Origin of the sequence: Nesterenkonia sp. CL21 (genome assembly GCF_031705515.1) — a bacterium.
In the GTDB taxonomy this organism is placed as follows: Bacteria; Actinomycetota; Actinomycetes; order Actinomycetales; family Micrococcaceae; genus Nesterenkonia; species Nesterenkonia aethiopica.
The window spans coordinates 1-18198 of record NZ_JAUTWR010000012.1 but is presented as its reverse complement, the minus strand read 5'-3'; the positions used below and the strand labels follow the sequence as shown (position 1 = coordinate 18198).

General features: G+C 70.3%; 18 protein-coding genes. 2 read left to right on the top strand and 16 right to left on the bottom strand.

Annotated features, from left to right (window positions below; genetic code table 11):
* Positions 1 to 2: 2 nt before the first annotated feature.
* From Q7C18_RS14675 to Q7C18_RS14635, 9 genes are all read right to left on the bottom strand, one after another.
* A complete protein-coding gene (locus Q7C18_RS14675) occupies positions 3 to 1088 on the bottom strand; it encodes a YihY/virulence factor BrkB family protein (protein WP_311026004.1) in 1086 nt (361 codons plus the stop codon).
* 36 nt (positions 1089 to 1124) lie between these two features.
* Complete coding sequence (trpS, locus tag Q7C18_RS14670; protein WP_311026003.1) at positions 1125 to 2168, bottom strand: tryptophan--tRNA ligase; 1044 nt, start codon at positions 2166 to 2168, stop codon at positions 1125 to 1127.
* A 98-nt stretch (positions 2169 to 2266) separates the two neighbouring features.
* Positions 2267 to 3106 (bottom strand): alpha/beta fold hydrolase, encoded by an 840-nt coding sequence (locus tag Q7C18_RS14665; protein ID WP_311026002.1) that lies wholly within the window; start codon positions 3104 to 3106, stop codon positions 2267 to 2269.
* On the bottom strand, positions 3103 to 4431 hold the full coding sequence (gene kynU / locus Q7C18_RS14660) for a kynureninase (protein ID WP_311026001.1): 1329 nt from the start codon (positions 4429 to 4431) through the stop codon (positions 3103 to 3105). The genes Q7C18_RS14665 and kynU overlap by 4 nt, the downstream gene beginning before the upstream one ends.
* Before the next feature lie 19 nt (positions 4432 to 4450).
* Positions 4451 to 5335: a tryptophan 2,3-dioxygenase family protein gene (locus Q7C18_RS14655; protein ID WP_311026000.1), complete on the bottom strand. Its 885-nt coding sequence runs from the start codon at positions 5333 to 5335 to the stop codon at positions 4451 to 4453.
* Positions 5336 to 5361: 26 nt separating this feature from the next.
* Complete coding sequence (locus Q7C18_RS14650) at positions 5362 to 5643, bottom strand: Lrp/AsnC family transcriptional regulator (RefSeq protein ID WP_070161514.1); 282 nt, start codon at positions 5641 to 5643, stop codon at positions 5362 to 5364.
* A 49-nt stretch (positions 5644 to 5692) separates the two neighbouring features.
* Complete coding sequence (locus Q7C18_RS14645; RefSeq protein ID WP_396954381.1) at positions 5693 to 6457, bottom strand: exodeoxyribonuclease III; 765 nt, start codon at positions 6455 to 6457, stop codon at positions 5693 to 5695.
* A gap of 202 nt (positions 6458 to 6659) precedes the next feature.
* Positions 6660 to 7262, bottom strand: coding sequence for a hypothetical protein (locus Q7C18_RS14640; protein ID WP_311025999.1), 603 nt, complete (start codon positions 7260 to 7262; stop codon positions 6660 to 6662).
* A gap of 43 nt (positions 7263 to 7305) precedes the next feature.
* Complete coding sequence (locus Q7C18_RS14635; protein WP_311025998.1) at positions 7306 to 7584, bottom strand: hypothetical protein; 279 nt, start codon at positions 7582 to 7584, stop codon at positions 7306 to 7308.
* 104 nt (positions 7585 to 7688) lie between these two features.
* On the opposite strand from Q7C18_RS14635, the gene Q7C18_RS14630 reads away from it, so the two are divergent.
* Positions 7689 to 9203 (top strand): MFS transporter, encoded by a 1515-nt coding sequence (locus Q7C18_RS14630; RefSeq protein WP_311025997.1) that lies wholly within the window; start codon positions 7689 to 7691, stop codon positions 9201 to 9203.
* Positions 9204 to 9212: 9 nt separating this feature from the next.
* On the opposite strand, the gene Q7C18_RS14625 is transcribed toward Q7C18_RS14630, so the two are convergent.
* The 6 genes from Q7C18_RS14625 to Q7C18_RS14600 form a co-directional block, all read right to left on the bottom strand.
* Positions 9213 to 9554, bottom strand: coding sequence for a hypothetical protein (locus Q7C18_RS14625; RefSeq protein ID WP_070158746.1), 342 nt, complete (start codon positions 9552 to 9554; stop codon positions 9213 to 9215).
* A gap of 95 nt (positions 9555 to 9649) precedes the next feature.
* Entirely contained in the window at positions 9650 to 11395 is a 1746-nt protein-coding gene (locus Q7C18_RS14620) for an amidase (protein WP_311025996.1), read from the bottom strand.
* Between the two features lie 16 nt (positions 11396 to 11411).
* Positions 11412 to 12539: an agmatine deiminase family protein gene (locus Q7C18_RS14615; RefSeq protein WP_311025995.1), complete on the bottom strand. Its 1128-nt coding sequence runs from the start codon at positions 12537 to 12539 to the stop codon at positions 11412 to 11414.
* A gap of 29 nt (positions 12540 to 12568) precedes the next feature.
* Positions 12569 to 14122, bottom strand: coding sequence for an APC family permease (locus tag Q7C18_RS14610; RefSeq protein WP_311025994.1), 1554 nt, complete (start codon positions 14120 to 14122; stop codon positions 12569 to 12571).
* A gap of 14 nt (positions 14123 to 14136) precedes the next feature.
* Positions 14137 to 15006 carry a universal stress protein gene (locus Q7C18_RS14605; RefSeq protein WP_311025993.1) on the bottom strand — a complete coding sequence of 290 codons (870 nt, stop codon included), beginning with the start codon at positions 15004 to 15006 and terminating at the stop codon, positions 14137 to 14139.
* Between the two features lie 29 nt (positions 15007 to 15035).
* On the bottom strand, positions 15036 to 16442 hold the full coding sequence (locus tag Q7C18_RS14600) for an NAD(P)/FAD-dependent oxidoreductase (protein ID WP_311025992.1): 1407 nt from the start codon (positions 16440 to 16442) through the stop codon (positions 15036 to 15038).
* Positions 16443 to 16608: 166 nt separating this feature from the next.
* Here Q7C18_RS14600 and Q7C18_RS14595 point away from each other — a divergent pair, with 166 nt between their 5' ends.
* Positions 16609 to 17268: a TetR/AcrR family transcriptional regulator gene (locus Q7C18_RS14595; protein WP_311025991.1), complete on the top strand. Its 660-nt coding sequence runs from the start codon at positions 16609 to 16611 to the stop codon at positions 17266 to 17268.
* Between the two features lie 65 nt (positions 17269 to 17333).
* On the opposite strand, the gene Q7C18_RS14590 is transcribed toward Q7C18_RS14595, so the two are convergent.
* Positions 17334 to 18198, bottom strand: an 865-nt coding sequence (locus Q7C18_RS14590) for an aldehyde dehydrogenase family protein (RefSeq protein WP_311025990.1), incomplete at its 5' end; no start/stop codon positions are given.

Here is an 18198-nt window from a genome sequence, read left to right as displayed (position 1 = left end):
GCTCAGGCCGTCGAGGAGCGGTCAGCCGCGACGACGGCGCCCCAGGCGGCGGCCAGCAGGTACACCAGGCTGAACACGTAGAAGTAGAAGAAGAGCCCCAACACCGTGGCGAACGGCAGCAGCAGCTCGTTGGCGGTGGCCCCGGAGATCAGCTGGGTGGAGAGCTGTCGCAGCAGCGAGGACCCCAGCCCGGCGATGATCGCGGCCTGCCACAGCGCCGAGACGGGAATGACGATGCGCGAGGCCACCCGCATCAGCAGCACCGCCACCAGGACGTCCAGCACGAAGGACACTCCGATGGTGGTCAGCCGCGTCAGCGGCCCGTCCAGCACCTCCCAGCCCAAGAAGCCCAGAGTGGCGTCCAAGAACACCGTGGTCAGCAGGTTCGCCGCCGTCGTGGTGGCCAGCACCGCACCGAGCACCAGCATGATCAGGAAGTCCCGGGACTTCACCACCCAGATGTACTCGGCCATCAGCGGCCGGTCGAAGATGCTGCGGATGCCCGAGCGCAGGCCGTGGATCCAGCTCAGCGAGGCGACCACCATGACGATCAGCGAGACCACCAGGGCAGCATTGAACCCGGCGGTGTCGAAGAGGGTCTCCGGCCGGGCCAGTCCACCGTCGCCGGTGTCGATCACCCCGGGCACCGCCGTCTCGACGGCCTCCACGATGAAGTCCTGCATCTCCTCGTCCCCGCCGATCACCAGACCGGCCACGGAGAAGACCGCCACCAGCATGGCAGCCACGGAGAAGAACATCATGTACGCGGCACCGGCGGCCATGACCGTGCCGTAGTGGAAGAAGAACAGGTTGAGCGCGCGGACCGGGCGGAACCGTGCCCAGCGGGCCAGCCCCCACTCCACCAGGGCCATCCCCACAGCCATGGGGCCCCGGGCGTCGCGGCGGGCACGGCCGAACGCCATCCGGGCGCGCAGCTCCTCCTGCTTCAGGGCGGCGGCGTCGATCGGGTCCGGGCGGGCGTGCACCTCGGTGCGGTCGTCGATCTTCTCGATCCGGGTGCGGGCCGACTGCAGCAGCGCGTTGTGGTGGGAGTTCCGCGGCCGGAGGCGGGAAGGGTTCGTGGTCACCTGCTCCTCACCTCCGGTCCTCGCCGCCCGCCCGCCTCAGGAGCCCGCAGCGGGCAGGAAGCCGACCTTCTCATAGACGTCGGCCAGCAGCGGTCCGGCGATGCCGCGTGCCTTCTCCGCACCGCGGGCGAGCAGCGCGTCGAGCTCCGCGGGGTCCTCCAGCAGCTCCAGGGTACGGTCGCGGATGGGTCCCAGCGTGGCCACCACGGCGTCGGCCAGGTCCACCTTGAGGTGCCCGTACATCTTCCCCTGGTACTCCTCGACCAGCTCGTCGATGCTCTTTCCGGAGACCGCCGAATAGATGCTGAGCAGGTTCGACACCCCCGGCTTGGACTCCCGGTCGAAGCGGATCTCGGTGCCGTCGTCGGTGACCGCGGACTTGATCTTCTTGGCGATCTTCTTATCCGTGTCCATGATGTTGAGCAGCCCGTTCGGTGAGGAGGCGGACTTGCTCATCTTGGTGGTGGGGTCCTGCAGATCATAGATGCGGGCTCCGACCTGAGGGATGAAGGGCTCCGGGACCCGGAAGGTCTCTCCGAACCGGTGGTTGAACCGCTGGGCCAGGTTCCGGGCCAGCTCCACGTGCTGCTTCTGGTCATCGCCCACCGGCACGCCGTCGGGCTGGTAGAGCAGGATATCGGCGGCCATGAGCATCGGGTAGGTCAGCAGACCCACTCCGGCGGAGTCCGCGCCCTGTTTGGCGGACTTGTCCTTGAACTGGGTCATCCGGGAGGCTTCGCCCATACCGGTGAGGCAGGTCAGCACCCACGCCAGCTGGGCATGCTCCGGCATATGGGACTGCACGAACAGGGTGGAGCGCTCGACGTCGATCCCGCCTGCCAGGAACTGGGCGGCGGTCATTCGGGTGCGATGCCGCAGCTCCGCCGGGTCGTGGGGGACGGTGATGCCGTGCAGATCCGGGATGAAGAAGAAGGCGTCATAGTCTTCCTGCATCGTCACCCAGTTGACCAGTGCGCCCACGTAGTTCCCCAGGTGCAGGGAGTCTCCGGAGGGCTGCATCCCGGAGAGCACCCGGTGCTCGTCGGAGATGCCCACCAGCTGCGCACTCTGCTCGGCCATGTTCTCCCTCATCGATCGTGCCAGGAGTCCCTGGCGTGGTGTGTCGCTGCCTCCGTCAGATTACCAGCGCGTCGGGTGCCGCGAGGGCGGACCGCGCCTCAGCCCGCCAGCCAGTCCCGCACGCCGGCGAAGTACGGCGACGCCGGGTCGATGACGTCGAAGTGGCAGGCGCCGTCGAGCTCGGTGCGCGGCAGCGGCATGTCTCGGGAGAATCCGATGTCCACGGTGGCGTCATCGGTGCCATGGATGATCCGCGCGTCGAATCCGTCCGGCAGCAGCGCGGCCCGCGAGCGCGGATCCTCCCAGCGGTACGCCTCCGGTGCCTCGTCCGGGAGCGCACCCATGTAGTCGAGCACCGCGCCCTCGGCGAGCCCACCGCGCGCCTCACGGATGAGGTCGGTGATGGGCGCCAGCGCCCGGACCCGGGCCTGCGGCAGGTCCGCCCCGTGGTGGGTGGCCCAGGCCAGGGCCAGACAGCCTCCGGCCGAATGCCCGGCGATCAGCGGGGCGGCGGCCCCCTCGGGACGCATCCCGAGCTCCTGCCACAGCCGGACACAGTGCGCCACCGCAGTGCTGACGTCCTCCAGCGTGCGCGGATGCCCGCCGTCTCCGCCGGCCCGCCGGTACTCCAGCAGGGCCACGACGGCGCCCCCTCGCCCGGACGCGTCTCCCCCGGCGAGCTCGGCGGCCAGAGGGCGCGCGTGGGTGAGGTCGACGCGCTGACGGAAGTACCCGCCGTGGATCAGGATGATCCCCTGCTCGGCGGTGGCCGGGTCGCCGTAGAGCTCCAGGTGCTGATCGGGCCGGTCCCCGTAGGTGTGGCGCGTCCCGGCGGCGGTCCCGCGGGCCAGCAGGGAGGCCAGCTGGGCGGACTCCCGCTGCGCCGGCGTCGTACCGTCATGTCCCGCGCCGACCCTGCGCGTGCCGGCGCGGCTCATGCCGACCCTGCGCCGTCGCGAACCTCCACCAGGCTGTCCCGGATGGCGCGGATGCCGACCTCCACCTCCGCGAAGCTGGTGGACAGCGGGGACAGGCCCAGCCGGAGCCCGTGCGGAGGCCGGAAGTCGGGGATCACGCCCTGGGACCAGAGCCGCGGCAGCACGGCGGCGAAGTCCTCGTGGTCCACGGTGACGTGGGACCCGCGCCGGTGCGGATCCCGTGGGGAGGAGAGACGCACGCCCAGCGGTGTCAGCAGCTCGTCCACCAGCTCCTCGGCGAAGCCCGTCAGCGCCACCGACTTCTCCCGCACCGCCTCCATCCCGGCCTGCTCGATGAGGTCCAGCATCCCCTCCATGGCGAGCATGCCGGTCACCGGCGGGGTGCCGCTGATGAACCCCCGGATGCCCGGGTGCGGGGCATACTCCGGCCCCATGGCGAACGGGTCTGCCGCGCCCATCCAGCCCTGGACCGGCTGCCGCAGGCGGCCCAGGTGACGGCGAGCCACATAGCCGAAGGCCGGGGAGCCCGGGCCGCCGTTGAGGTACTTATAGGTGCAGCCCACCGCCAGGTCCACCTCATGGGCGTCCAAGGTGATCGGCACCGACCCGACCGAATGGCACAGGTCCCACAGCACCACCGCGCCGTGCCGGTGCGCCGCGGCGGTGATGCCCGGAAGATCCGCCAGATGCCCGGAGCGGTACTCCACGTGGCTGAGCACGACGACGGCGGTCCGCTCCCCCAGCAGCGCCTCGACGTCTGCCAGGGCCACGCCCTCCACCGGGTCGGTGTCGATCCAGCGCAGCGTCATGCCGCGTTCGGCCGCGATGCCCTCCAGCAGATACCGGTCGGTGGGGAAGTTACCGGTGTCCAGGATGATCTCATGGCGGCCGGCCGCGGCCTGGGCTTCGACGGCGGCGCGCAGCAGCTTGTACAGGATGACGGTGGTGGAGTCCCCGACGAAGGTCTGCCCCTCGGCGGCTCCCAGGGTGAGCCGGGCGATCCGGTCCCCGAGGCGCAGCGGCAGCTCCATCCAGGACTCGTCCCAGGCGCGGATCAGCCGAGCGCCCCATTCCTCGACGGCGAAGCGGCCCAGTCGCTCGGCCGCCGTCCTGGTGGGCCGCCCGAGGGAGTTGCCGTCCAGGTAGGAGCGGACCTGCTCGTCCAGGACGAACTCGTCCCGGAGGTGGGCCAACGGATCGGCGGCGTCGAGCGCGGCGGCACGGTCGACGAGGGCACGGTCGACGGCGGCGCGGTCGACGGCGGCCGGCGCTGCGGCTGGTGCGTGCTGCCGGGCGTGGTGCTGGGCAGGCTGCTGGGGGTCCATGGGCATCTCCTCGGTGACCTCAGCGTCCGATCTCGGAGCGGACGGCGAACAGCTCAGGGAAGAAGGTCAGCTCCAGTGCCTTCTGCAGGAACGCGACCCCGCTGGAGCCGCCGGTGCCGGGTTTTCCGCCGATGATCCGCATCACGGTGCGCAGGTGGCGGAACCGCCAGGTCTGGAAGTTCTCCTCCAGGTCCACCAGCTCCTCGCAGCTCTCATAGATCAGCCAGTGCTGCTCGCGATCCTCGTAGATGCCGCGGAAGAGCTCCGTGAGGCCGTCGTGGGCGGTGTGGGCCCGTGAGACGTCCCGGTCCAGCAGCTCCTGGGGCACCGGGTGCCCCAGGCGGGCCAGATGGCGGATGAACTCGTCATAGATGCTGGGCTGCTCCAACAGGTCGGCCAGCTGACGCTGTGCCTCGGGCTCGGCGTCGAAGACCTTCAGCATGCCGGCGTTCTTGTTGCCGAGCAGGAACTCCACGGCCCGGTACTGCCAGGACTGAAATCCCGAGGAGCTGCCCAGGAAGTCGCGGAACTCCGCGTACTCGCTGGGAGTGAGTGTGGCCAGCACCGACCACTGCTCGGTCAGCGTCCGCTGGATGTGCTTGACCCGGGCGATGCACTTCAGCGCGGGCTGCAGCTGATCTGCCGCGATCAGGTCCCGGGCGGCGCGCAGCTCATGGATGACCAGCTTCAGCCACAGCTCGGTGGTCTGGTGCTGGATGATGAACAGCAGCTCGTCATGGTGCTCGGGCTCGCTGACCGGATGCTGGGCGGAGAGCAGCCGCTCCAGCCCCAGATAGGACCCGTAGGTCATGCGGTCCCGCAGGTCGGTGTGGATCCCGGCCTCAAGCTCACGTTCGTTGTGCTCGGCCGTCTCGCTGGGTCGGGCCGTCGACGACTCTGTCATGGCGCCTCTCTGCCCCGGACCGGGACTCAGTCGTCCAGCCCGAGGGCGAATCCGGCCTCGAGGTCCTGGTCGGAGTAGGTGCGGAACGCCAGCAGGGTCTCGGTGTCCCGGATCCCGGAGACCTTGGAGATGCGGTCCGGGATCAGTTCGGCGAGCTCGTCGAAGCTGGGGCCCTTGACCATCGCGACCAGGTCCCAGGGTCCGGTGACCGAATAGACGGCCTGGACGCCGTCGATGTCGGCGATCTGCTGGCCGGCCTCCGGGATGCCCTGGGGGTCGGTCTTGATCATCACGAAGGCAGTGACCATCGCATGCTCCTCATCGAGTTCTCGTGATCAGTGGGGTGGCCCGCTCAGCCTACGGGAGGCGGTAGTCCACCACGAGGGGCGCATGGTCGGACCAGCGCAGCGAATAGTCCAGCGCCCGGTCCACGGCGGACTTCTCGGCCGTCTCCGCGAGTGCGGGGGTCGCCATCTGGTAGTCGATGCGCCAGCCGGTGTCGTTGTCGAAGGCCTTCCCGCGGTAGGACCACCAGGTGTAGGGCCCTTCCACGGGACCGGCCAGGGTGCGGGCGACGTCGACGTATCCGCCCTCGTCGCCGAAGTAGCCGTCGAAGTACGCCCGTTCCTCCGGCAGGAAGCCCGAGTTCTTCACGTTGCCCTTCCAGTTCTTGATGTCGAGCTCGGTGTGCCCGACGTTGAGGTCCCCGACCACCAGCACGTGGTCCTTGGTGCGGGCGAGTTGCGGCAGGTGGTGACGCATGTACTCCAGGAACCGCATCTTGTGCTCCTGCTTCACGGAGCCGACCTCGCCCGAATGCACGTAGACGCTGACCACGGTCAGCGTGCTGCCGTCTCCGAGGGTGAAGTCCGCCTCCACCCACCGGCCCTGGTCCTCCGGGTGGCCGTCGCCGATACCGCTGCGGACCTCGGTGGGCTCGGTGCGGGAGACGATGGCGACGCCGGCCCGCCCCTTCTGTGCGGCCTCCTCCTCGTGGATGTGCCATGCCACGCCTGTGGGCTCGGTCATCTCTCCGATGAGCTTGGTGACGATGGACTCGTCGGCACGGACCTCCTGCAGGGCGAGGATGTCGACGTCGCGGGAGGCCAGCCACTCCCCCATCCCCTTGCGGTGGGCGGCGCGGATGCCGTTGACGTTCACCGACGCCACGCGGGTCAGGCCCTCGGGCTTGGGGTCGACGACGCGATGCGGGAACTCGCCGAAGGGGGTGGTCTCGTCAGGCACGGAGGATCCTCTCGTCTGTCAGCTCAGTCTGGTGTGCACCGGCGCCGCGGCCCGCGACGCCGGCTCCGGCCGGTGCGGCTCAGTCGACGACTTCGCCGCTGATGGGCCGATCGTCATCGCGCGGGCGGTCGTCACGCTGCTCCCGCCCGCGGCGCTGCTCCTCACCGCCGCGGCCGACGTGCTCGGCGAGCATGTCACGACCGTTGGTCGCGGTCATCTCGATGGTGTCCAGGGCACGCTCGACCATCTCCAGGTCGGCCTCCTCGCCCTTGGCGAGCTCCTGTCCGATGACCCTGCGCTGGACCTGCACGATCTTGAAGGAGTGGTCCAGCTTCATATTGCGGGTGTGGGCGTCCTCGTCCACGACGGCGGTTCCGCCTGCGTCCTGGCTGTGGCGCGCGGCGGCGTCGGCCCGCGCCGAGTCGAGCGTCTGGCTCATCTTCTGCGCCCCTCGGCGCACCGAGGTCACCAGGATCGCGGCGAGGATCAGCCAGCCGGTGGAGATGGCGACGATGATCCACCCGATCACGTCGTTCTGGTTGGCGGCGAACACCAGCGCCACCAGCAGCACCGTGATCATCACGGCGAAGGTGATGCCGGAGGATCGGCGCCCGAAGCTGCGGAGGGCGTCGTCGGCACGACGGCCCGTGGACCCGGATTCGAGAGGAGGCTGCGAACTCATGGTCCCGATTATCTCCGAGACCGGGGTGGGACGGCGAATCGCGTCAGCGGGTCGGCCAGGTCAGATGGTGCTCCCAGCCGTGCCTCGGGAGCGCCTGCATGGGATCGCGGTGGAGACCCTCGTCGTCCACCGGCTCAGAGAGCCTGATGTCGACGTGCTCCTCATGCTGCGAGTAGGTGTACTGGTCCACTGTGAAGGTGAACCCCTCCTCCCCGCGGATCAGGTGCTGCCCGGTGTAGCCCTCGACGTCGTTGTCGTGGTGCTCCTCCTGTTTGATCAGCAGCCCGCGTGGGACCTCCAGGATCAACGTGGCTCTCAGCATCTCCCTCACCCCTGTTTCTTCACCGGCGACGGCTGTGCCGGTGAGTGTAGGCCCGGGGTCACACCCGGGGGAAGATCTCCCGGGTCAGCACGGTTGGGCAGAGTGTGACCTCAGCCTCCCCCACACCCGACGACGCCGGCTCAGCCGCCCCGGACGGCGCGCCGCCTGATCCCCCGGCCCGCCGGGTGATGGTGGCGCTGCTGACTCCGCTGTTCGCCGCGCTGATGAGCATCAGCATCGTCAACGTGGCGCTGCCGGCGATCGAATCAGGGCTGGGCGCCGGGTCCTCGGATCTGCAGTGGGTCCTGTCCGGCTACGCCCTGGCCTTCGGGGTGGTGCTGGTTCCTGCGGGCCGGGCCGGCGACCTGTGGGGCCGCCGCCGCTTCTTCCTGCTGGGCGTGGCGGTGTTCGGGCTGGCCTCCCTGATGTCCGCCCTGGCGCCCACCCCGATGGTGCTCAACATCGCCCGCGTGCTCATGGGAGTCGGGGCGGGGCTGCTGACCCCACAGATCATCGGCATGATCCAGCAGCTGTTCCGTGGGTCGGCCCGCGGCCGGGCCTACGGGCTGATGAGCACCGTCATCGGCGTGGCCGTGGCGGCCGGACCGGCGATCGGCGGGCTGATCATCGACGTCGTCGGTGACGACCTGGGCTGGCGGACGACGTTCCTGATCAATGTGCCGCTGACCCTGCTGGCCTTCGTGCTCGCCTTCCTGTGGCTCCCGCGCACCCGTGGAGGGGCCGTCACCGGCACCTCCAGCAGCACCGGCACCCGCACCGGCAGCGGCGGCCGCCGAGGCCTGGCCGCGCTGGATCCGCTGGGCGTGGCGCTGCTCTCCGCGGCCGTGGTGCTGGTCATGCTGCCGTTCATCCAGTTCCGCTCCGGAACCGGAGCGTTCCTCGGCGCCGCTGGTCTGGCGCTGATGACCGTCTGGGCGTTCTGGGAGCGCCGCCTGGGACGGCTCGACGCCGAGGCGCCCATGGTGAACCTGGCCCTGTTCACCCGTCCCAGCTACACCCTCAACACCCTGGTGCTGTCCCTGTACTTCCTCGGAATGCCGGCTGTGTGGGCGGTCGTCGCGGTCTATGTGCAGCAGGGGCTGGGCCATGGGGCGCTGGTGGCCGGCGTCGTGACCCTGCCCTCGGCGGTGATGGTCATGCTGCTCTCCACCGCGGTGGGGCGCCGCGTGGAGACCTCGGGCCCTCGGATGCTGGTGGTCGGCACGGTGATCGCCGTGCTCTCCATGCTCGCCCTGGCCGGGGCCACCGCATTGATGGGCGCCGGCTCCGGGTCCCTGTGGCTGGTGGGAGCCGCCCTGGCGCTCAACGGGCTCTCCCAGGCGCTGATCATCCCCAGCGCGCAGACCCTGTCCATGCAGGATGTGCCGGCGCGCATGGCAGGCGCGGCCGGCGGCGTCGCGCAGACCTCCCAGAGGCTGTTCACGGCGGTCGGCATCGCTCTGGTCACCGGGGTCTACTTCAGCATCGCGGCAGCCGTGGACCACCATGCCGCCGTGCTGGTGGCCTCCCTGGCGATCGCCGCATGCATGCTCAGCGCCGTGCTCGCCGCAGTGCTGGCGGCCCGCCGGGCGCGACGGGCCCCGGCGGCCGCCTCGTGAGGGGCCCGGTCAGCGCAGGCGCGTGACCTGGGTGAGGTCCTTGTCGAGCACGTACTTCGGCCGGCCGGAGAAGATCCGAGCCCGTTCCTCGGACTCCTCCCACTCCTTCTCGGCGGCCGCGAACTCCTCGGCAGTGCCGAAGCGGCTGACATACCAGGTCAGCTCGGTGCTGTCCGCGGCGAGCCACACCGACTCGACGGTGAAGCCGCGCTCCTCCCGGGCGGGGAAGACCTCGTCGCGCAGGAACGCGACGAACTCCTGCGCCAGCTCCGGGTCCAGCCTGTAGCGGCGCATCCAGGTGGTGCGCCGGGTCTCCTCGGCGCCGACGGTGGTCTCAGGAAGCTCGGTCATGTCTCTCCTCGCAAGGACGGGGCGTCTGGCGGGCCGGAGCAGGTCAGCCCCGACTCGCGGCGGGCCGGCTCCCGCTGACCCGCCGCGCCTCCATCCTACGAAGCATCCAGCCGCGGCGTCCGCGGCGGCTCGGTGCGGCGGCGCCCGGTGGCCTCGAAGGCCGCGGCGATCTGCAGCAGCCTGACGTCGTCGTGGGCGCGCCCGGCGAAGGTCAGCCCCACCGGCATCCCGGTGTCGGCCATGGTGCCCATCGGCACGGTGACGGTCGGCACCCCCAGGTGCCGCCAGACCAGGTTCCCGTTGGCCACCCAGACGCCGTTGCGCCACGCGAGCTCCGCCGAGTCTGGGTTGACGTCCGCATCCGCAGGTCCGACGTCGGCCACCGCGGGGAAAGCGATGACGTCCAGGCCCAGCCGGTCCATCCAGGCCTCCAGATCGACCTCCCGGGTGCGCACCAGACCGCGCAGGCCCTCCTGAAGGTGCGGGATCTGATGCATCGACAGCTCGGGGTTGTCCCGGATGAACTGCGGGTAGGCGGCGATGTCGTCGTCGAAGCCGTGGTACCGGTCCTCCAGGGCGCCCTCCGGGTGCGGGAAGATCTGCGTCCCGTCCACCGCCGCGAGGCTGGACAGCCCGGGGTCCCCGTTGGCGTTCAGGAAGTCCTCCCACCCCCAGGCGGAGAGGTCGAGGATCTCTCGGTCCAGATACTCGGAGCTGACCAGCCCTCGGGTGCGGATCGTCGGGGCCCCTGGGCGGTCTCCCTCGTAGTTGGTGACCACCGGCAGGTCCGTGATGCGTACGTCGGCCCCGTGGCGCTCCATGTCCGCGCGCGCCTGCTCCCAGAGGTCGAGCACACTGGGCCGCGGGGTGATCGGCCGCCCGGTGGAGCCGCCGATGCCCGTGACCCCTTCGGGGGACGGCTCAGCGGTCCCGGCCGAGGCGTCCAGGCCCAAGTACAGGGCGGGCGCCCCGATCCGCAGCCCCGCGAGCAGCCGCGCGGCCTCCGCGGGATCGGCCGGACACAGGTCTGTGAAGCTCTCCGGACGCACAGCAGAGGTCTTCGGGATCTCCACCCACGGCTGCACCCGCCAGAAGTCGCCCCGGGTCTCGGCGTCGTCGACCATGATGACGTCGAGCACCTCCAGCATGTCCTCCATGCTGCGGGTGTGCGGCACCACCACGTCCATGGTGGGCACCAGCGGCCAGTTCCCCCGGATCGAGATCATCCCCCAGGACGGGGTGTAGGCGCACAGGGCGTTGTTCGACGCCGGCGCGCGCCCGGAGGACCAGGTCTCCTCCGCCAGGCCGAAGGCCGCGAAGCTGGCCGCCGTCGCCGTGCCGGATCCGTTGGAGGAGCCGGAGGCGAAGGCGGAGGTGAGGTGCTCGGCGCTGTACGGGCTCTCGGCCCGGCCGCGCAGACCTCGCTGCATGCCGCCGTTGGCCATCGGAGGCATGGTGGTCAGGCCCAGCAGGACCGCCCCTGAGGCTCGCAGCCGCTCCACGGTGAAGGAGTCCCGCTGGGCGACGAGCTCGGCGAAGGCCGGCGAGCCGGCCGAGACGGTCAGCCCGGCGGCCTGGTAGCTCTCCTTGGCGGTGTAGGGGAGGCCGTCGAGCGGACCCAGGAGCTCGCCGCGGGCACGGCGGGCGTCCGAGGCGCGGGCCTCGGCGAGGGCCTGCTCGTTGCGCACCACCACGGCGTTGAGCCGCGGCCCCTGTTGGTCGTAGGCCTCGATGCGCGCCAGGTGGGCGCCCACCAGCTCCTCACTGGTGGTCTCGCCGCGCTCCAGAGCCGCGCGCATCTGCGGGATCGTGGCCTCCACGACGTCGAATGCTGCCGTCATCGCTGATCTGTTCCTTTCACGCGTGAGGGGTCGCCTGCTCCCGGCCGGGTGCTTCCGGGCGGAGGCGCGGCCGCGGCTGCTGCTGGGTGATGCAGTGGATGCCGCCCCCGAAGCAGAGGATGTCCCGGGCGTCCACCAGCTGGATCCGGTGGTCCGGGTAGGCCCGGGCCAGGATCTCGGCGGCCTGCGCGTCGTGGGGGTCGTCGTAGCCGCACAGCACCACCAGGCCGTCGGCCACGTAGTGGTTGATGTAGGTCCAGTCCACAAACTCTTCGTCGGCGTCCACGATGGTGCGCGGGGCCGGGACGTCGATGATCTCGAACGGGTCCCCCTCCGCGTCGCGCGCCGCCTCCAGGACCTCGCGCAGCCGGCGGGTGACCTCGTGGTCCGGGTGCCGGGGGTCGTCCTGCCGGTGCAGCAGCACGCTGCCGGACGGGGTGAAGCAGGCGAACATGTCCACATGACCGCGGGTGCCGAACTCCTCGTAGTCCCGGGTGAGACCACGGGGGAACCAGACGGCGTGGCGGGTGCCCAGCTTCGCGTGCAGCTCCGCCTCGATCTGCTCCCTGCTCAGCCCGGGGTTCCGCCCCGGATCCTGCTGGACGGTCTCGGTGAGCAGCACGGTGCCGCGGCCGTCCACGTGGAAGGCCCCGCCTTCGTTGACCAGCGGGCTGCCGATCCGTTCGACGCCGGCGGGACCGGCCATCTCCACTCCGACCTTGGCGTCCCGCTCATGGGGGGCCCAGGGCTGGTCGCCCCAGCCGTTGAAGATCCAGTCCACTCCGGCGACGGCGCCCGAGGCGGTGTGGACGAAGGTCAGCCCGATGTCACGCATCCAGGCGTCGTCGAGGGCGATGGTGACGATCTCGGCGACCTCGCCGAGCGCTTCCCGGGCGGCCTGCTCGTCCGCCGGGTCGGCCACCACGGTGACCGGTTCGACGGCGGCGATGGTACGCGCCACCTGGGACCAGGCCCGCCGGGCGCGTGCCAGCGACTGCGAGCCGTGCGGACCGAAGGTCTCGTTGGCCGGGGGGAAGGCCATCCAGGTGCGCTCATGCGGCGCCCACTCGGGCGGCATCACGGTCGTCTCCGTCGTGGCGCCGACCGGCTGCGCCGTCGTCGGCTGTGAGATGGGGGTGTCCATGTCTCTCCTCAGGGTCCTCCGCGGGGCGGTCAGGCGGTCGGGTGCTCGGTGGGGTACTCGGTGGTCTCGAAGCGACGGCGGAAGAACTCCGGGTTGCGGCGGTGCTGGTAGAGCATCGCGGCCACGCCGAGCACGAAGATCAGCACCCCCAGGATGAACACCAGGCCGACGCCGCCGATCTCGGAGCCGGAGCCGTAGGCCGGGTCCATCGAGTCCCAGGCGGTCTGGAAGAAGAAGATCAGCAGCAGGATGCCGCCCAGCAGCGGGGCCAGCAGCTTGTTGATGAAGGATCCCACGGAGGCGGTGGCCTCGGCACGGAAGTACCACACGCAGGCCAGCGCCGTGACGCCGTAGTAGAAGCAGACCATCATGCCCAGAGTGGTGATGGTGTCCCACAGGACGTTCTCCGAGATCACGCGCATCACCGCGTAGAAGACCGCGGCGATGACCACCGAGACGATCGTCGCGTAGGCCGGCGTCTGGTGCTTGGGGCTGACCTTCGCGTACTTGGGGCTCAGCGCTCCGTAGTGGCCCATGGCGAGCATGGTCCGCGCCGGGGAGATCATGGTGGACTGCAGCGAGGAGGCGGAGGAGGACAGGACCGCCAGGGAGATGAGGATCGCGAAGGGCCCCATCACCGGGCCGGCCAGCGCGGCGAAGACGTTCTCCTGGATGTCCGGGTTGCCCAGGCCGAAGTCCCCGGTGGAGACGCCCGCGTAGGACAGGGTCGCCAGCGTCACCAGGGTGTAGAGCCCGACGACGACCAGGATGGTCAGCACGGCCGCCTTGCCGGGCGTGGTGGTGGTGCCCTTGGACTCCTCGTTCATCGTCAGTACGACGTCCCAGCCCCAGTAGATGAACACCGACAGGGCGATGCCGGCGGCGAAGGCGGAGAAGGTCTCCACACCGAACGGGTTGAACCAGTCCCAGCTGAAGTGGGTCGCGTCGAAGGCGGTGCCGCTGCCCACGTGGCGGAAGGCCACCACGGAGAACCAGACCAGCACGACCATCTGGAAGGACACCAGCAGGTACTGGAACGCCTTGGTGGCCTCCAGTCCGCGGTAGGAGATGTAGGCGGCCACGGCCATGAAGGCCAGGCAGGTGAGGATGTTGACCGGCACGTTGCGTGTCAGGTCCGCGATCCAGTCCAGGCCGGTGAGCTGGCTGATCGCCAGGTAGAAGAAGTCCACGGCGATGCCGGCCAGGTTGGACAGCACCAGGATCGTGGAGGCCAGCAGGCACCAGCTGCCCATCCACCCGATCCATGGGCCGAAGGCCCGGGAGGCCCAGGTGAAGGTGGTGCCGGAGTCGGGCATGGCCCGGTTGAGCTGGCGGTAGCCCAGGGCCACCAGCAGCATCGGGATGAACCCGACGATCAGCACCGCCGGCAGGTGCTCACCCACGGCCGAGGCGGTGGGTCCGACCGCGCCGGAGAGCGTGTAGGCCGGGGCGATCGTGGAGACGCCGATGACGACGGCGCCGAGTGTGCCGATCGCTCCGGCACTCAGGCCTTTCCTGTGGTCCGTCCCTGCGGGTGCGGATCCGGGGGCGCCGGTGGCGGCGCCGCTGCCGATCTGGGTCATGGTGGTGTCCTCCCTCAACGGACGGAATCCGCGGGGTTCGGGTGGTCGTTCCGGTGGTCAGGGGTGTCGTGTCGCGGCATGACGATCAGCGGGATCGGCAGCTGCGTGAGGATGCGGGCGGCCGTGTCACCCAGGAAGAGCCGACGTCGGCCGGCCAGGCGGGAGGAGCCCATCATCAGCAGCCCGCCTTCGGGCCAGTCGTGCGCGGCGACGGCGCGGGCGGGGTCCCCGCCCTGGGGGAAGGTCACCTGGGTCACCGGCACCTGGAGCTGGGCCGCCCAGGCGGCGGCGTCGTCGGCGACCTGGTGCACGCCACCGCCCGGGGAGACGGCGGCCAGCACGTGGCCGACCGGTGTCTCGCCGCAGTGACCGGCCGGCGCCAGCGCCAGCGGAACCGGTGAGCTGTGCAGCAGAGCATCCACCGCCGGATGGGTGGTGAGCCGACGGGCGCCCACTCCGGAGCCGGTGACCAGCAGGTCGGCTCCGTGCTCCTCGGCGGCGGCGATCAGACCTTCGGCCACCGAGGGGGCGGGGCTGATCGCGCTGCTGTGCGCGACGTCGTCGGGGATCATCTGCTGCGCCTCGGCGAGCCAGCCGCGTGCCTGGTCGGCGATGATCCCGCCGACGTCGCCCACCGGCGGGTACGCCGGGGTGAAGGCGGAGTCCTGCCGCAGGATCAGCTGCAGGTGCAGGTGTGCGTCGGCGGCCCGGGCGAGGGCGACGCCGAGTCGCACCGCATCGCGGCTGCGCTCGTCACCGCCGTATCCGACCAGGATGCGTCGCAGGGCGGGGGCCGTCACCGCGGGCGGGGTCTCCGTCTCCGTGACGGTGACGGCCTCAGTGCCGGTTGCGGTGTCTGTTCCGGTGTCTGTGTGGGGGCTCATCGGGGGGTCTCCTCTCGCAGGCTCGTCGCTCACACCGTGGCGGCTGACGTCGGCAGCTCGGCCAGGACGTCCTCGGCGGCTCGGCGGCCCTGGCGCAGGGCGCCGTCGACGTGCTGATAGCCCTCGGCGGCCAGGTCCGAGCAGGCCCAGTGGATCGGACCGACGGCCTCCCGCTGATGGGCGCCGTAGCGGCTCAGTCCGCCGAGGTCGAAGCTGGCGGCGTAGGCTCCGCGGGTCCACTCCTCCGAGCCGAAGTCGGACTCGTAGTAGACCTCTGGGCTCAGCGCCTGCTCACCCAGGTAGTGCGCGAGCGACTCCAGGATCCGCCGACGACGCTCCTCCTCCGGGAGGGCGAACATCTCGTCGGCCTTCTCGTCGGAGACGAAGGCGACGAGGGTTCCGCGGGAGTCCCCGTGGTTGGTGTTGTCGTAGACCTCCTGGCAGATCTCCGCGGCCCCGAAACCGGTGCCGGAGAGGCCTGCCTCGCGCCAGAAGGGGCGGTCATAGACGGCGTGGACCTTGATGACCAGGCCCATGGACTGGTGCTGATGCATCTGGTGCTGCAGCCTCGGCAGAGCCGGTTCGAAGCTGATGCGGGAGTACAGGTTCGGCGGGACGGCCACGATCACCTGCTGCGCGCGGACGGTGACCCGGTCCGACCACACGGTGACCCCGTGCGGCTCCTCCCAGGCGATGGTGCGCACCGGGGTCTCCAGGTGCACGGTGCCCGGCTCGAGCTGAGCGGCCATCGTCTCGGAGACGCTCTGCATGCCGCCGACCACGCGACGGTCCAGGATGAAGTCCTCATCGACCAGGTGGCTGAAGGAGCCTGCGGAGGCGGCCATCAGCACCGCCTGCAGCGCGGAGAAGGCGTGGTCCGGCTTGGTCAGCATGCCGCCGGCCAGGAAGATCGCGAGGTTCTCGCGGGCCGGGGCGTCGTCGGTCTGCTGCCGCAGCCACTCGGCGAACGTGACCGAGTCCAGCTCCCGGGCCTGCGGGTGCGCCCACGGCTCCTGGGCCCCGATCTCGGCGGCCAGCCGATCGAGGATCTCGATGACGCGCTCCATCTCGGCCTCGGTGTGCTCCCCGACGGGGAACATCTCACCGGTGAACTCGTGGCGGGTGCCGTCGGTGGCCAGGTAGACGTTGGCCCCGTCGCGGTGGCGCTGGAAGGTCTCCAGCCCAAGCTCGTCGAGGAGACCCAGCAGCTCGGTCTGGTCCGGCGAGACCCACTGGCCCCCGACCTCCAGGAAGGCGCCGTCGATCTCCTGCGACCAGGTGCGGCCTCCCACGCGGTCGCGAGCCTCCAGGACGGCGACGCTGCGGCCCTGCTGCTGCAGGGCGCGGGCGGCGCGCAGCCCGGCCGGTCCGGCCCCCACCACGACGACGTCACGGTCGAGTGCCTCGATGCTTCCCACGGAGCGGATCCCTGTCACTGTGCTCTCCTTCACAATTAAATGAACTATATTCATTAACGGGCATGGACACCCACCTTGTCAAGCCCTGCGATGACTTCCCCCGCCCTGCGGGCCGTCGTCGTGGTTCTCACCCAGGCGCCGCCTACACTGAGGGCGCCAGCTGACCTCGACCCGAAGGACCACCGTGAGCCCGGAGCAGACCCGACCCCGACGACGCGGCCGACCGTCCTCCCCCGTACTCTCCCGCGAGGGCATCACCACCGCGGCGATCCGGATCGTGAGTACCCGTGGCTACAGGGACCTGACGATGGCGTCCCTCGCCCGCGAGCTCGGCGTCTCCACCTCGGCGCTGTACAACCACGTCTCCTCCAAGCGAGATGTGATGCTGCTCCTGCAGGATCGGCTCAACGAACAGATCGACACCACCGGCTTCCAGTCCCTGCCCTGGGACCAGGCGCTGCGCCGGTGGGCGATCTCCTACCGGGACTGCTACATCCGGCACACCGAGCTGATCCCGATCATGGCTGTCCTCCCGGTGGCCGACGCGCCCCAGACGCTGGTGATGTACGAACGTGTCACCGCCGCACTGGAGGACGCCGGCATCCCCGGGCCGGACGCCGTGGACGTGATCGTCGGCGTCGAGGCCCTCGTCTTCGGCGCCGCCTACGACGCCTCGGCACCGGCCGACATCTTCGACCCCGGGCGCCGGGCAGACCTGGCCCCGCGCTTCGGCCGGGCCGCTGCGGCGCGGGACGAGGACGCCCGCGCCGCGGCGGACCGCGCCTTCCTGTTCACCTTGGACTCTCTGATCGACGGACTGCGCCGCCGCGTGGCCACCGAGTGAGCGTCGCGCGACCTCTGGGGAGGCGCGGGCATGAGCCCCTCGGGCGGATGCTCAGGAGCGGCCGCTCAGACCTCGATCGCGTGCATGACGTGCTTGACCCGGGTGTATTCCTCCACCGCATACCCGGAGAGATCCTTCCCATGCCCAGAAGCCTTGAACCCCCCATGAGGCATCTCCGCGACCAACAACAGATGCGTATTGACCCACACACACCCGAAGTCCAAATCCCGCGTGAACCGCATCGCCCGCGCCCCATCAGCCGTCCACACACTCGAAGCCAACGCATACTCCACCCCATTGGCCAGCTCCAACGCCTCCTGCTCCGAGGCAAACGACTGCACCGTGAGCACCGGCCCGAAGACCTCCTCCTGCACAATCGCATCCGACTGCTCAACCCCCGTGATGATCGTGGGCTCAAAGAAGAACCCCGGACTGCCCTCCACCGGGCCACCCCCAGTGAGGATCCGCGCATGCCCCGGCAACCCCTCGATCTTGGCCTGCACCGCCGCGAAATGCCGCGCATTGTTCAACGGCCCATAATCATTGAGCCCATCATCCACGTTCCCCGTGCGGGTCGCTTCCGCCGCAGCCACCAGATGCTCCACCAACTCATCATGAGCCGCCTCTTCGACCAGCACCCGAGTCACCGCCGTACAGTCCTGCCCCGCATTGAAGGTGCCTGACTCCACCACAGCCTTCGCCACCGCAGCCAGGTCCGCATCCGCGAAGACCACCGCCGGAGCCTTCCCACCCAGCTCCAGATGCGTGCGCTTCAACCCCGCCGAGGCGGCCACCGCCTCCCCGGCCCGCACCGACCCGGTCAACGAGACCATCGCCGCAGCCCGATGCTCCGTGAGCAGCCGCCCGGTCGAACCATCACCGAGGACCACATTGACCACCCCGGCCGGGAAGATCTCCCCAGCCAACCGG

What these genes read in the sequence shown, in the direction of transcription:
- trpS (WP_311026003.1), bottom strand. Translation starts at nt 2,168, where the DNA reads ATGGCCGAGCAGAGTGCGCAGCTGGTGGGCATCTCCGACGAGCACCGG.
- Q7C18_RS14665 (WP_311026002.1), bottom strand. Translation starts at nt 3,106, where the DNA reads ATGAGCCGCGCCGGCACGCGCAGGGTCGGCGCGGGACATGACGGTACG.
- kynU (WP_311026001.1), bottom strand. Translation starts at nt 4,431, where the DNA reads ATGGACCCCCAGCAGCCTGCCCAGCACCACGCCCGGCAGCACGCACCA.
- Q7C18_RS14655 (WP_311026000.1), bottom strand. Translation starts at nt 5,335, where the DNA reads ATGACAGAGTCGTCGACGGCCCGACCCAGCGAGACGGCCGAGCACAAC.
- Q7C18_RS14650 (WP_070161514.1), bottom strand. Translation starts at nt 5,643, where the DNA reads ATGGTCACTGCCTTCGTGATGATCAAGACCGACCCCCAGGGCATCCCG.
- Q7C18_RS14645 (WP_396954381.1), bottom strand. Translation starts at nt 6,457, where the DNA reads ATGGGGGAGTGGCTGGCCTCCCGCGACGTCGACATCCTCGCCCTGCAG.
- Q7C18_RS14640 (WP_311025999.1), bottom strand. Translation starts at nt 7,262, where the DNA reads ATGAGTTCGCAGCCTCCTCTCGAATCCGGGTCCACGGGCCGTCGTGCC.
- Q7C18_RS14635 (WP_311025998.1), bottom strand. Translation starts at nt 7,584, where the DNA reads ATGCTGAGAGCCACGTTGATCCTGGAGGTCCCACGCGGGCTGCTGATC.
- Q7C18_RS14625 (WP_070158746.1), bottom strand. Translation starts at nt 9,554, where the DNA reads ATGACCGAGCTTCCTGAGACCACCGTCGGCGCCGAGGAGACCCGGCGC.
- Q7C18_RS14620 (WP_311025996.1), bottom strand. Translation starts at nt 11,395, where the DNA reads ATGACGGCAGCATTCGACGTCGTGGAGGCCACGATCCCGCAGATGCGC.
- Q7C18_RS14615 (WP_311025995.1), bottom strand. Translation starts at nt 12,539, where the DNA reads ATGGACACCCCCATCTCACAGCCGACGACGGCGCAGCCGGTCGGCGCC.
- Q7C18_RS14610 (WP_311025994.1), bottom strand. Translation starts at nt 14,122, where the DNA reads ATGACCCAGATCGGCAGCGGCGCCGCCACCGGCGCCCCCGGATCCGCA.
- Q7C18_RS14605 (WP_311025993.1), bottom strand. Translation starts at nt 15,006, where the DNA reads ATGAGCCCCCACACAGACACCGGAACAGACACCGCAACCGGCACTGAG.